This window comes from Aestuariivita sp. (assembly GCF_049276915.1).
GTDB lineage: Bacteria > Pseudomonadota > Alphaproteobacteria > Rhodobacterales > Rhodobacteraceae > Aestuariivita.
This window is the reverse complement of record NZ_JBASXK010000130.1, coordinates 20,967-33,698: the sequence shown is the minus strand read 5'-3', so window position 1 is coordinate 33,698 and position 12,732 is coordinate 20,967. Positions and strand designations below refer to the sequence as shown.

The 12,732-nt window shown below is 61.3% G+C and carries 9 protein-coding genes; 4 read left to right on the top strand and 5 right to left on the bottom strand.

Annotated elements, in window-relative coordinates:
• Positions 1-319 precede the first annotated feature (319 nt).
• Both WAO69_RS14160 and aspS read right to left on the bottom strand, forming a co-directional pair.
• Positions 320-1,045: a GNAT family N-acetyltransferase gene (locus tag WAO69_RS14160; RefSeq protein WP_422180236.1), complete on the bottom strand. Its 726-nt coding sequence runs from the start codon at positions 1,043-1,045 to the stop codon at positions 320-322.
• Between the two features lie 40 nt (positions 1,046-1,085).
• Positions 1,086-2,861, bottom strand: coding sequence for an aspartate--tRNA ligase (gene aspS, locus WAO69_RS14155; protein ID WP_422180234.1), 1,776 nt, complete (start codon positions 2,859-2,861; stop codon positions 1,086-1,088).
• Between the two features lie 261 nt (positions 2,862-3,122).
• On the opposite strand from aspS, the gene WAO69_RS14150 reads away from it, so the two are divergent.
• Complete coding sequence (locus WAO69_RS14150) at positions 3,123-4,349, top strand: class I SAM-dependent methyltransferase (protein WP_422180232.1); 1,227 nt, start codon at positions 3,123-3,125, stop codon at positions 4,347-4,349.
• On the opposite strand, the gene bchJ is transcribed toward WAO69_RS14150, so the two are convergent.
• The gene (bchJ, locus tag WAO69_RS14145; RefSeq protein ID WP_422180230.1) at positions 4,350-4,958 is read right to left on the bottom strand and encodes a bacteriochlorophyll 4-vinyl reductase; all 609 of its coding nucleotides are present in this window, start codon (positions 4,956-4,958) and stop codon (positions 4,350-4,352) included.
• 3 nt (positions 4,959-4,961) lie between these two features.
• Positions 4,962-6,626, bottom strand: coding sequence for a magnesium-protoporphyrin IX monomethyl ester anaerobic oxidative cyclase (bchE, locus tag WAO69_RS14140; protein WP_422180228.1), 1,665 nt, complete (start codon positions 6,624-6,626; stop codon positions 4,962-4,964).
• Positions 6,627-7,023: 397 nt separating this feature from the next.
• Between bchE and carB the strand changes: the two genes are divergently transcribed.
• The 3 genes from carB (at position 7,024) to WAO69_RS14125 (ending at position 12,210) form a co-directional block, all read left to right on the top strand.
• Entirely contained in the window at positions 7,024-10,368 is a 3,345-nt protein-coding gene (gene carB, locus WAO69_RS14135; protein ID WP_422180226.1) for a carbamoyl-phosphate synthase large subunit, read from the top strand.
• Between the two features lie 455 nt (positions 10,369-10,823).
• Positions 10,824-11,879: a sodium-dependent bicarbonate transport family permease gene (locus tag WAO69_RS14130; RefSeq protein WP_422180242.1), complete on the top strand. Its 1,056-nt coding sequence runs from the start codon at positions 10,824-10,826 to the stop codon at positions 11,877-11,879.
• A gap of 13 nt (positions 11,880-11,892) precedes the next feature.
• Complete coding sequence (locus WAO69_RS14125; RefSeq protein WP_422180224.1) at positions 11,893-12,210, top strand: P-II family nitrogen regulator; 318 nt, start codon at positions 11,893-11,895, stop codon at positions 12,208-12,210.
• Positions 12,211-12,258: 48 nt separating this feature from the next.
• On the opposite strand, the gene WAO69_RS14120 is transcribed toward WAO69_RS14125, so the two are convergent.
• Positions 12,259-12,636, bottom strand: coding sequence for a BrnA antitoxin family protein (locus WAO69_RS14120; protein WP_422180222.1), 378 nt, complete (start codon positions 12,634-12,636; stop codon positions 12,259-12,261).
• Positions 12,637-12,732: the final 96 nt, after the last annotated feature.

The following is a 12,732-nucleotide window of genomic DNA, read 5'->3' as shown; positions in this document are numbered from 1 at the left end:
CGCCTTTGTTGCAAAGGAGCGGCTCTCGTAGTGTCCCCGTTTTCGAATAACGGCGCGCCATTTGCCTGACTTGAGTCGATGAAAGTGTGCCATTCGAGTGCAGCTCCGCAGTAGCCGGATCATGACGGCCCAGGCCGCGCGCGTGGCCGGCCTGGTCCAGGACCGGCTGCAACGCAAATGGGCGATGTAGGTTGATGGAGGCAGCCCTGATATGGCCCACGCTGATTGCGACGCTTAGCGCGCTGATCTATTTGCGGGCCACGCGACGCGCGCGCGACATTCGCATCAAACGCGCATGCCCCCGGCTCGATCCCAAAGGTTAAAGCGCCGGATCCGAACTGGCCCGCACAAGCGCCGTGAGATCCCGCAGACGCTCGATCTGGCGACCCCGGTCATCGAAATTGCCCGGATCAAGCCAGACGCGAAAGGCCTCGCTCAGCGCGGGCCATTCGCTGTCGATGGCGCCAAACCATGCCGTGTCGCGGTTGCGCCCCTTGACCACGCCCGCCTGGCGAAACACACCCTCATAGCTCAGGCCCAGTCGCTGCGCCGCGCGCCGAGACGCAAGGTTCAGCGCATCGCACTTCCACTCATAGCGGCGATATCCGGCCTCGAAGGCATGGGCCATCATCAGCGCCATCGCCTCGGTCGCGGCGCGCGTGCGCTGCAACAGCGGCGCCATGGCGATATGGCCCACTTCGATCGACCCGGCCTCGGGGGTTATGCGCAGATAACTCGCCACCCCGCCCCAACGCTCCTGATCCTTGTCATAGATCGCCAGAAACAACGGATCGGCCTTGCCCGCCGCATCCCGCACCCAGCGATGATAGAAAGCAGCCGATGAAAACGGCCCATAGGGCAGGTAATCCCAGATATCATCATGCCCGTCAAAAGCAGCAAACAGCAGCGCCGCATGGGTATCAGCCCGCAGCGGCACAAGGCGCACATAGCGCCCCTCAAGCACCAGATCAGCTGCCGGGCGCTTGGGCGCGTGCCAGCCGGGAACCTCGGCCCCCAAAGGCCGTATCTGTGAAGGATGCGTCATTGCGCGACCCTACTGCCGCGAACCCGGCGCGCCAAGTGGGTCACTCCTGAGGAATGACACGCAAGCCCAGTTCCATGAGCTGATCAGATGTGGGCGCGCTTGGCGCATTCATCATCAGATCTTCGGCGCGCTGGTTCATCGGGAACATGATGACTTCGCGGATGTTCACCGTATCGGCCAGAAGCATCACGATCCGGTCGATCCCCGCCGCACAGCCGCCGTGGGGCGGCGCACCATATTGGAACGCATTGACCATGCCGCCGAACCGCTTGCGCACCTCAGCCTCGTCATAGCCCGCGTTCTCGAAGGCCTTGATCATGATCTCCAGCTTGTGGTTCCGGATCGCGCCGGACACCAGCTCATACCCGTTGCACGCCAGATCATACTGAAAGCCCAGAACCTCCAGCGGATCACCATTCAGCGCATCCATACCGCCCTGCGGCATCGAGAACGGGTTGTGCTCAAAATCGATCTTGCCGGTTTCCTCGTCCTTCTCATAGATCGGGAAATCCACGATCCACGCAAAGGCAAAGCGGTCCGTGTCGCTCAGACCCAGCTCTTCGCCGATCTGCACACGGGCCTTGCCGGCGATCTTTTCAAACGCCGCAGGCTTGCCGCCAAGGAAGAACGCCGCATCGCCGACGCCCAGACCCAGCTGCTGGCGGATCGCCTCGGTGCGCTCGGGGCCGATGTTCTTGGCAAGGGGGCCGGCCGCTTCCATGCCCGCGTCGCCATCGCGCCAGAAGATATAGCCCATCCCCGGCAGCCCTTCCTTCTGCGCGAAGGCGTTCATGCGGTCGCAGAACTTGCGCGAGCCGCCACCGGGTGCCGGGATCGCGCGCACCTCGGTGCCCTCCTGCTCAAGCAGCTTGGCAAAGATCGCGAAGCCCGACCCCGCGAAATGCTCGGAAACCACCTGCATCTTGATCGGGTTGCGCAGATCGGGCTTGTCGGTGCCATACCACAGCGCCGCATCGCGATAAGAGATCTGCGGCCAGTCCGCATCCACCTTGCGCCCGCCGCCGAATTCCTCGAACACGCCCTTCAGCACCGGTTCGATCGTGTCGAACACGTCCTGCTGCTCGACAAAGCTCATCTCCAGATCCAGCTGATAGAAATCCGTCGGCGAACGGTCGGCACGCGGATCCTCATCGCGGAAACACGGCGCGATCTGGAAATACTTGTCAAACCCGCTGACCATGATCAGCTGCTTGAACTGCTGCGGAGCCTGAGGCAGCGCATAGAACTTGCCCGGATGCAGGCGCGAGGGCACCAGGAAATCCCGCGCACCCTCGGGCGACGAGGCGGTGATGATCGGCGTCTGATATTCCCGGAACCCGATATCCCACATTCGGCGGCGGATCGAGGAAACCACATCCGAGCGCATGGCCATATTGCGCTGCATCACCTCGCGGCGCAGATCCAGATAGCGATAGCGCAGACGCGTTTCCTCGGGATATTCCTGATCGCCAAATACCATCAAGGGCAGCTCGGCCGCCTCGCCCAGCACCTCGAGGTCACGCACGAACACCTCGATTTCACCGGTCGGGATCTTGGGATTCACCAGACTCGCATCGCGTGCCTTGACCTCGCCATCAATGCGAATGCACCACTCGCTGCGGACTTTCTCGATCTGCGAAAACACCGGGCTGTCGGGATCGCACAGCACCTGAGTGATGCCGTAATGATCGCGCAAATCTATGAACAAAACCCCGCCATGGTCGCGCACACGGTGCACCCACCCGGCAAGGCGCACGGTCTGGCCCACATGGGAGGCGTTCAAATCAGCGCAGGAATGGCTGCGATAAGCGTGCATCGGTCTGTCCTTCAGGCTCGCGGAATTGCGTCGCGCCGATACACCTTGGATGGGCCGGGAAGTCAAGCAGCCCGACCGCCCCGAGACCGGATCAGACCCCCGGCGTTCTGCGGTTTTCAGCAGTTGCGCGGCCCCTCGCACAGGCCCGCACAGCCAGCGGACTCGAAGCGAATCACATTTCGCGTTAACCTGTGCGGACAGAATTCACTGATTTTCCCAACCGCGCGAGATGGACGCGCATGAATAAAGGGGGAGTGAGCTATGTGGACCAGACTGCTTGATCGCATGGCCAGCCGGTTGATCCGAAAGGGTCAACTGACCATCACCTATCCAGATGCAGACTGCCGCAGATACGGCCCCGGCGGCCCCGAGGCCGCCCTTCACATCCGCACGCCGCGCGCACTCAGGGCGCTCTGCCTCAACCCTGATCTCGCGCTTGGCGAAGGCTATATGGACGGCACGATCGAGATCGGCGGCAATGCGGAACTTGAGGCGCTTCTGGCGCTCGTTCTGCTCAATCGCAGGCCCGGTGCCATGCCGGCCTATATCCGGGCGCTGGACCGGATGCGCTATCATGCGCGCGCCTGGGTGCAGCGCAACACCGCCGCCAGCGCCAAGGCCAATGTGGCCCATCACTATGATATCTCGGATGATCTCTACCGGCTGATGCTGGACGCGGACATGCAATATTCCTGTGCCTATTTCGCCCATCCGGACATGACGCTGGACCAGGCGCAAGAGGCCAAGAAACACCATATCGCCCGCAAACTCATGCTCGAGCCGGGCATGTCCGTTCTGGACATCGGCTGCGGCTGGGGCGGGATGGCCCTGACGCTGGCGCGCAGCTATGGCGCGCGCGTCACTGGTGTGACACTCAGCGAGAACCAGCTGGCCACGGCACAAAAGCGCGCCGCCGGGGCCGGGCTGACTGATCGCATGACCTTTCGCCTGATCGATTACCGCGCATTGCAGGGCCAATATGACCGCATCGTCAGTGTGGGCATGCTGGAACATGTGGGCCTGCCCCATTTTGCAGGCTATTTTTCGAAGATCGGCTCGCTTCTGCATCCGGACGGGATCGCGCTGATCCATACCATCGGGCGGGTCTCTCCGCCGATGTCCCATTCGCCGTGGATTCACAAATACATCTTTCCCGGCGGCTATGTGCCCTCACTCTCCGAACTGATGCCAGCGATGGAATCCTCGGGGCTGTGGCAGACGGATATCGAAGTCTGGCGCCTGCATTACGCGCGCACCCTGCGCGCATGGCGAGACCGCTTTGACGCCAATCTCGACACCGTGCGCGACTGGTATGACGATCGCTTCATCCGCATGTGGCGCTATTACCTGACCGCCTGCATCATGGCATTCGAACAGCAGGAGCAATGCGTTTATCACCTGCAACTGGCGCACAAGCGCGATGCGGTACCCTTGACGCGGGATTATCTCTATCGGTCGCCGATTGCGCCAAGACTGGCGGCGGAATGATCAGACCCGGCCCTGCTTGGGCCGCCCGGCCTGACGGCGCATCTCAAAGTGGCAGGCAGGGGCACCCTGCGCGCTGCATCGTGTTTCCTCACAGATGAAATCCGGGTGCACCAGCACCTGAAACAGCCGGGCAAACACCGCCGCATGCCAGTCACACAGCGGATGATCTGCCTCTTCGTCGCGCACGACGGGATTGTCTCCGATTTCGAAACAATACTTGGAAACAAGGTTGAATTGTCCTGATCCGGCAAAAGTCCATGCGTGATCCCGGATCGCGCGGGCCAAAAACCACGCAGCCAGTGGCGCGGGCAAGTGCTTCAGCAGCCATTGCGCCTTTTGCGGAATGCGATTTTCCAGGATGTAATCCGCCGTCGCCCGACCCGCCGCCCAGGCCAGTGCCGGTGCCATGTCGGGCAAGGACCTGCGCACCTCCTGATGGAGGCGCGCGACAGGGCCTTCGGGGATCATTTCATCGCCCGAGGGCAGTTCGAACACACCCGCGCGCGCCATGATCTCGGTGCGCAGTTTCAGCCCACCCAACTGATCCAGAACCGGCACCATCTGCAAAATGGCATTGGGGCCTATCATGGCCGTCGGCGCATGTGTCATGGCTCAGCTGTCTTCCATCTGCTGCGTGCCGCCTCCGCAGGCCTTGACCTCGGCCCCGTTCGGCATCCTGAACGATTGCTTGCGCTCCACCGCCCGCTCCTTGCCCTGCGCACGCAAGGCTTCGCGTCGCTCGGCGGCCCGTGCGGCCTTGTCGGCAGAGGCGTCCCAGTCATCCATCTGCGCCTCGGCGATGGTGCGGGTCTCGTCGAAATGGAAATCAAGCTTGTTCTTCGATTGCGGCCCCGTATAGCCGACCTTTCCCAGGTCATAGAACGTGCGCCCCACCCCGGCCTTCAGGAAGGCCCAGAGACAGCCCAGCAGATACCTGCGCCGGAACCCGGTGCCGCGCCACGGGTAATGGAACAGCGCCTTTTTCATGTAGAAGCGGCGGTAATTGTTCATCACCCCGTCCAACAATTCGCCGCGCTCCATGGCGGCCGGCTTCATGATCGGCGTCACGAAGTTGTAGCGCGAGAAGTCGAACACCTCGACCTGATCCTTCAACTCCTGAAACAGCGGCGTGAATGGCCAGGGCGTATACATCGACCAGTTGGCCAGATCGGGCTGCCAGTCCCAGGCCATCTGATAGGTCTCTTCCAGGGTCTCGGGAGTCTCGTTGTCCAGACCGACGATGAACTGCGCCTCGACCAGAATATCGGCCTCGCGCAGCAGCCGGATGGCGTTCTTGTTCTCGTCGACCTTGGTTTCCTTGTTGAAGATATCCAGCTTCATCTGCGCGGCGGCCTCGGTGCCCAAAGACACATGCACCAGCCCCGCCTTGCGATAGAATTTCAGCAGATCCCGGTCCCGATAGATATCCGTGACGCGGGTGTTGATGCCCCATTTGACACGGGCCGGCAGATCGCGGGCGATGAGTTCCTCACAGAACTGGATGAACTTCTTGCGGTTAATGGTGGGTTCTTCATCAGCGAGAATGAAGAAACCCACCCCGTGGTTCTCGACCAGATCTTCGATCTCATCAACAACCGCTTTTGGATCGCGCACGCGGTAATCGCGCCAGAATTTCCATTGTGAACAGAACGAGCAGGTGAACGGACATCCGCGCGCAAGGTTCGGGATCGCAACCCGTGTGCCCAGCGGGATATAGATGTACTTGTCCCATTCCAGAACCGACCAGTCCGGTTTGATCGCCTCCAGATCCTTGACCGTGCTGGCCGCAGGGGTGGCCACGATCTCGTCGCCATCGCGGAACGCCAGCCCCTTGATGCTGTGCCGCTGCGAGGGCCAGCGGCCATCGCGGATCGCCTCCATCAGCGCGGTGCAGATCTCTTCGCCTTCGCCGCGCACGATCACATCCACCCAGGGCGCTTCGCTCAGCACCTGTTTGTACATGAAGGTCGCATGCACACCGCCCAGCACCCGCACCGCATCGGGCGCATGGCCCCGCGCCAGGCGCAGAACCTCTTCGGCGCGATAGATCGACGGCGTGATCGCCGTCACCCCGACCACATCGGGCGCGATCGCGGCAATGCGCGGCCCCAGATCCTCGTCTGAGACATCATCCGTCATCGCATCGATGAAATGAATGTCGTCAAATCCTGCGGTACGCAGATGCCCCGACAGATAGGCAACCCAGGCCGGCGGCCATGTGCCGGCAATCTCGGCACCGCCGGAACGATAATTCGGATGAATGAACAGAATACGCATGTTGAGTCTCCCCTGCTGCGCTCAGGTTGACACATTGCCTGTCAACTAAAATTGACACATATCAAACGGGGGGCAAATAAAATCGCCCCCCGGATGGTGCGCAGTTTGAAACGATGCAGCGAGCATGGCGCATGACATGTCAAAGCCGGCAACGCGACTTCACACCCTTGAAAACACCCGTTCTCCCCAGAACGGGCAGGCCCGAAACGGGCCACCTCACGCAGAAGGCAAGGGAAAAATAGATCAAATGTGACTTACAAATTTCTAAACATCCGTACGCGCGCGGCAGATCGCCGCAAAACCGGCGCGCTTCCCTCTTGCACATGGCCACACCATCCCTATAACGCAGGACAATTTGGGCGCAGGGGGTGTCCAGGGAATATAGGGGCTGCTGCAGATGCCAAAAAGAACCGATATCAACTCGATCATGATCATCGGCGCAGGCCCCATAGTCATCGGACAGGCCTGCGAGTTCGATTATTCCGGCGCTCAGGCCTGCAAGGCCCTGCGCGAAGAAGGCTACCGGGTCATTCTGGTGAACTCCAACCCGGCCACCATCATGACCGACCCCGGATTGGCCGATGCCACCTATATCGAGCCGATCACACCCGAAGTCGTCGCCAAGATCATCGAAAAGGAACGCCCCGACGCGCTGCTGCCCACCATGGGCGGCCAGACCGGCCTGAACACCTCGCTTGCCCTCGAAGAAATGGGGGTGCTCGGAAAATTCGGCGTCGAAATGATCGGAGCCAAGCGCGAAGCCATCGAAATGGCCGAAGACCGCAAGCTGTTTCGCGAAGCGATGGACCGCATCGGGCTGGAAAACCCCAAGGCCACGATCGTGACCGCCCCCAAGACGGCAAAGGGCCGGGATCTGGATGCCGGCGTGCAGATCGCGCTGGATGCCTTGGAAGAGATCGGCCTGCCCGCCATCATCCGCCCCGCCATTACCCTTGGCGGCACCGGCGGCGGTGTGGCCTATAACCGCGAGGATTACATCCACTTCTGCCGCTCGGGCATGGATGCCTCTCCGGTGGGCCAGATCCTGGTCGATGAATCCCTGCTGGGCTGGAAAGAGTTCGAGATGGAGGTCGTGCGCGACAAGGCCGACAATGCCATCATCGTCTGTTCCATCGAAAACGTCGATCCGATGGGCGTGCATACGGGCGATTCCATCACCGTCGCTCCTGCCCTCACGCTGACCGACAAGGAATACCAGATCATGCGCAACGGCTCGATTGCCGTGCTGCGCGAGATCGGCGTGGAAACCGGCGGCTCGAACGTGCAATGGGCAATCAATCCGGCAGACGGCCGCATGGTCGTGATCGAGATGAACCCCCGCGTCTCGCGCTCCTCGGCGCTGGCCTCCAAGGCGACCGGCTTCCCGATTGCCAAGATCGCGGCCAAACTGGCCGTGGGCTTTACGCTGGACGAGCTGGACAATGACATCACAGGCGTCACGCCTGCCTCGTTCGAGCCCTCGATCGACTATGTCGTGACCAAGATCCCGCGCTTTGCCTTCGAGAAATTCCCCGGCTCGGAACCGCACCTGACCACGGCGATGAAATCCGTCGGCGAGGTCATGGCCATCGGCCGCACCATCCACGAATCCCTGCAAAAGGCCCTGGCCTCGATGGAAACCGGCCTCACCGGCTTTGACGACATCGACATCCCCGGCGCGCCCGACAAGGCCGCCGTAATCAAGGCGATCAGCAAACAGACCCCCGACCGGATGCGCACCATCGCGCAGGCCATGCGCGAAGGGCTGAGCGATGACGAAATCCACGCCGTCACCATGTTCGACCCCTGGTTCCTGGCCCGCATCCGCGAGATCATCGACGCCGAGGGCATCCTCAGGAAAAACGGCCTGCCCACAGATGCGCAAGGCCTGCGGAACCTGAAAATGCTGGGCTTTACCGATGCCCGCCTTGGCAAGCTGACAGGGCGCGACGAAGCCAACGTGCGCCGCGCCCGCCACAATCTGGGTGTCACGGCCGTGTTCAAACGCATCGACACCTGTGCCGCCGAATTCGAGGCGCAGACCCCCTATATGTATTCCACCTACGAGGCTCCGATGATGGGCGAAGTGGAATGCGAAGCCAGGCCCTCGAATGCCAAAAAGGTCGTCATCCTTGGTGGCGGCCCCAACCGCATCGGCCAGGGGATCGAGTTTGACTATTGCTGCTGTCATGCCTGTTTCGCCCTGTCGGACGCGGGCTATGAAACCATCATGATCAACTGCAACCCCGAAACCGTCAGCACCGATTACGACACCTCGGACCGGCTTTATTTCGAACCGCTGACCTTTGAACACGTGATGGAAATCCTCCGCGTCGAACAGCAGAACGGCACGCTCCACGGCGTGATCGTTCAGTTCGGCGGGCAAACTCCGCTGAAACTCGCCAACGCGCTGCATGACGCCGGAATTCCGATCCTCGGCACCACGCCGGACGCGATCGACCTGGCCGAAGACCGCGAGCGTTTCCAGAAACTGGTGACCGGCCTTGGCCTGAAACAACCCAAGAACGGCATCGCCCATACCGACGCCGAAGCGCTTGAAATCGCCTCGGACATCGGCTTCCCGCTGGTGATCCGCCCCTCGTATGTGCTGGGTGGGCGCGCCATGGAAATCGTGCGCGATCAGGCGCAGCTTGAACGCTATATTTCCGAGGCGGTGGTGGTCTCCGGTGACAGCCCCGTGTTGCTTGACAGCTACCTGTCGGGTGCGGTCGAACTGGATGTGGATGCGCTCTGTGACGGCGAACAGGTCCATGTCGCCGGCATCATGCAGCATATCGAAGAGGCCGGCGTGCACTCGGGCGATTCCGCCTGCTCGCTGCCGCCCTATTCCCTGGCCCCCGAGATCATCGAAGAGATCAAACGCCAGACGGTCCTGCTGGCCCATGCGCTCAACGTGGTTGGCCTGATGAACATCCAGTTCGCCGTCAAGGACAGCCCCGAGGGCACCAAGGATGTCTACCTGATCGAAGTGAACCCGCGCGCCTCGCGCACGGTGCCCTTCGTGGCCAAGGCAACCGACAGTGCCATCGCCTCGATCGCCGCGCGCGTCATGGCCGGAGAAAAGCTGTCCGCCTTCCCGATGCGCCCGCCCTATGACACGGATGCCTCATATGACAGCGTCCTGCCGCTGGCCGATCCGATGACGCTGGCCGATCCCAACATGCCGTGGTTCTCGGTGAAAGAGGCCGTGCTGCCCTTCGCCCGCTTCCCCGGCGTGGATACGATCCTTGGCCCCGAAATGCGCTCGACAGGCGAAGTCATGGGCTGGGACCGCGACTTCCCGCGCGCTTTCCTCAAGGCGCAGATGGGCGCGGGCATGGTTCTTCCCTCCGAGGGTTGCGCCTTCATCTCGATCAAGGATGCCGACAAGACCCCCGAAATGCTGGACGCGGCCCAGACACTGGTGACCCTTGGCTTCACGCTGGTGGCCACCCGTGGCACCCAAAGCTGGCTCGAAGCCCAGGGCGTGCCCTGCGGCGTGGTCAACAAGGTCTATGAGGGGCGCCCAGACGTGACCGACCTGATGAAGGATGGCGGCGTGCAACTGGTGATGAACTCCACCGAAGGCGCACAGGCGGTCGAAGACAGCAAATCCATCCGCTCCATCGCGCTCTATGACAAGATCCCCTATTTCACCACCGCCGCCGGCAGCCACGCGGCCGCATTGGCGATCAAGGCGCAGGCCGAAGGAGATGTCGGGGTAAAGGCGCTTCAGGGCTGACCCGCAACCGCCCAAAGCCGGTCCATACGCCCCCAGCCCTCAAGGCAGGTGTGGTCTTGAGGGAAGAAACGGGTTCACAAAACCCCAGACAAGCCCGCAAACGGACCCACAACCCTTGGCGCGAATCCGCGACAGCTGACCTTCAGCTTGCGGGTCGAGAACTGGCAAGATGCGGACAAAGCGCCAGTTCGCTGCGTTTGCGCCAATGAATGCACTGGGGGTCTGCCTTTTCAGTGAGCCGGGAGTTCCGGGGGAACGCTTGTATTCTGTTACGAGTGACTGCTTCTGATGGAAGGACTGCAGATATGACCCGCTCGCGGGCATTCTCGGGCGTGTGCACGGTGGATCAATTATTCTATAAAAAAGAACGTTACTGACAAAAACATATATTTTATCTTTGTCTCGCCCTGCTCTACCTCGTTTGCCAGATACTCAAGGAGGCCAACGTTGTGGAAATGATCGCAGACATCCTGACCGGATTTGTGGCGCAGATGCAGAAGCCGACCTTGGCGTTCTTGATTGGCGGCATGGCGCTGGCTGCGTTTGGATCAAAGCTCGAAATTCCCGAGCCGGTCTACAAGTTCATCGTTTTTCTGCTTTTGATGAAGGTGGGACTTGGCGCGGGTATCTCCGTGCGCGAGGCCAACCTGATCGAACTGGCGGTTCCGGCGGTGGCGGCGGCGATCGTGGGTATCGCGATCGTGCTTCTCGGGGGGCAGACACTGGCAAGGCTCCGCGGCGTTACGCAGATGGATGCCATGGCGACTGCCGGCCTCTTTGGTGCCGTCTCGGCTTCGACACTGGCCGCAGGCATGGCCATGCTCGACGAAGAAGGCATCGCCTATGAAGGGTTCATCGGAGCGCTTTACCCGTTCATGGATATTGCGGCGCTGGTGACTGCTATTGTGCTGGCTCGGCTCAGCGCCCAGCGCAAGGCAGCAGCGCAGCTGTCAAGCCAGCCCGGTGGTTCGGCGGCGGTTGTAATCGGTGGAGATGGGGATGACAGCAACGGACACATGGTGCGCGGCATTCTCGTGGACACGTTCCGCAGCGCCGCGATTTCCGCTCTGCTGCTCGGGCTGGTTCTGGGCATCCTGTCGCGGCCCGACAGCGTCTATGAAAGCTTCTACAGCATCCTGTTCCGCGGTCTCTTGTCCATCCTGATGTTGATCATGGGTATGGAAGCCTGGACACGTTTGTCAGAACTGCGGCGCGTGGCCCATGCCTATGTCGCTTATGGCCTGCTGGCGCCTTTGGTGCATGGCGCAATCGGGTTCGGTGCCGGGCTGATTGTACATCAGATCACCGGGTTTTCCGGCGGCGGTGTGGTCTTGCTGGCTGTCATGGCGGCCTCGAGTTCGGATATATCTGGTCCGCCCACCTTGCGCGGTGCCTTACCAGAAGCCAACCCGTCGGCCTATGTGGGCACATCGACCGGGTTGGGCACACCAGTTGCGATCCTTTCAATCCCGCTCTGGATCGTGCTGGCTGATATGATCATTGGCGTGTGAGGGAGTTAGAATCATGTATCAGGCGACCAAGATCGTTATCATCACCGAGCGGACGATACTGGAAGGGGTGACCAGGCTGATCGAGAAAGGCGGCGCAACCGGCTATACCCATGTAGATGCTGGCGGCAAGGGAAGCCGGGGTAAGCGCAGCGCCAATCGACCCGGCATCAGCGGCGTCATGTCCAACGTCAAGATCGAGGCCATCGTCAGCGACAAGGCGACAGCCGAAGCAATCATCACGGCGGTCGCCGAGACCTATTTCCGGAACTATTCCGGCATCGCCTATGTTGAACCCGTGGAAATCCTGCGTCCGTACAAGTTCGAAGTGTAGCTTCGCAAGGACGCAACATGCCAAGCCAATGACGTCTGATTTGGCCCCTCAGTCGATCTTGCGCTCCACATCCCCGAACTGAGGCTGTGGGCGATGCGCCCAGCGCCCGTCGCGGTATTCCGTCACCGTCTCGGGCCCGTCGATCAGCCCGGCCAGTTTGCAATGCATGAAGGCGCGCATCACGTCGTTCATGCGCCGCTGGTATCCCGGCCCCATGGATCGGAAGAACTTGACCACGTCGCAATCCACCCGCAGCGTGATGCGCGTCTTGGAATAGTCGCGTTCGCGATGGATGACATGCCACTCATGCGGGATCCGCTTGTAGTGGTTCAGCAGGGTATGCAGATCGAATTCCAGCCGGTCATAGACATCGGTCAGGTAATACATCTGCACGGCCTCACGGCGGGTGCGTTTGGGTTTGTCCATCGGCGCGCTCCTTGGATCACAGCCACCAGGGTCGCAGCCAAAGCTTAACAAACCCGCAGGTCACCGCGCGTATGTACAGGTTGTGTACGCACTGTG

Bases quoted from the DNA above. Each gene is read 5' to 3' on its own strand.
- WAO69_RS14160 (WP_422180236.1), bottom strand. From the start codon at position 1,045: ATGACGCATCCTTCACAGATACGGCCTTTGGGGGCCGAGGTTCCCGGC.
- aspS (WP_422180234.1), bottom strand. From the start codon at position 2,861: ATGCACGCTTATCGCAGCCATTCCTGCGCTGATTTGAACGCCTCCCAT.
- WAO69_RS14150 (WP_422180232.1), top strand. From the start codon at position 3,123: ATGTGGACCAGACTGCTTGATCGCATGGCCAGCCGGTTGATCCGAAAG.
- bchJ (WP_422180230.1), bottom strand. From the start codon at position 4,958: ATGACACATGCGCCGACGGCCATGATAGGCCCCAATGCCATTTTGCAG.
- bchE (WP_422180228.1), bottom strand. From the start codon at position 6,626: ATGCGTATTCTGTTCATTCATCCGAATTATCGTTCCGGCGGTGCCGAG.
- carB (WP_422180226.1), top strand. From the start codon at position 7,024: ATGCCAAAAAGAACCGATATCAACTCGATCATGATCATCGGCGCAGGC.
- WAO69_RS14130 (WP_422180242.1), top strand. From the start codon at position 10,824: ATGATCGCAGACATCCTGACCGGATTTGTGGCGCAGATGCAGAAGCCG.
- WAO69_RS14125 (WP_422180224.1), top strand. From the start codon at position 11,893: ATGTATCAGGCGACCAAGATCGTTATCATCACCGAGCGGACGATACTG.
- WAO69_RS14120 (WP_422180222.1), bottom strand. From the start codon at position 12,636: ATGGACAAACCCAAACGCACCCGCCGTGAGGCCGTGCAGATGTATTAC.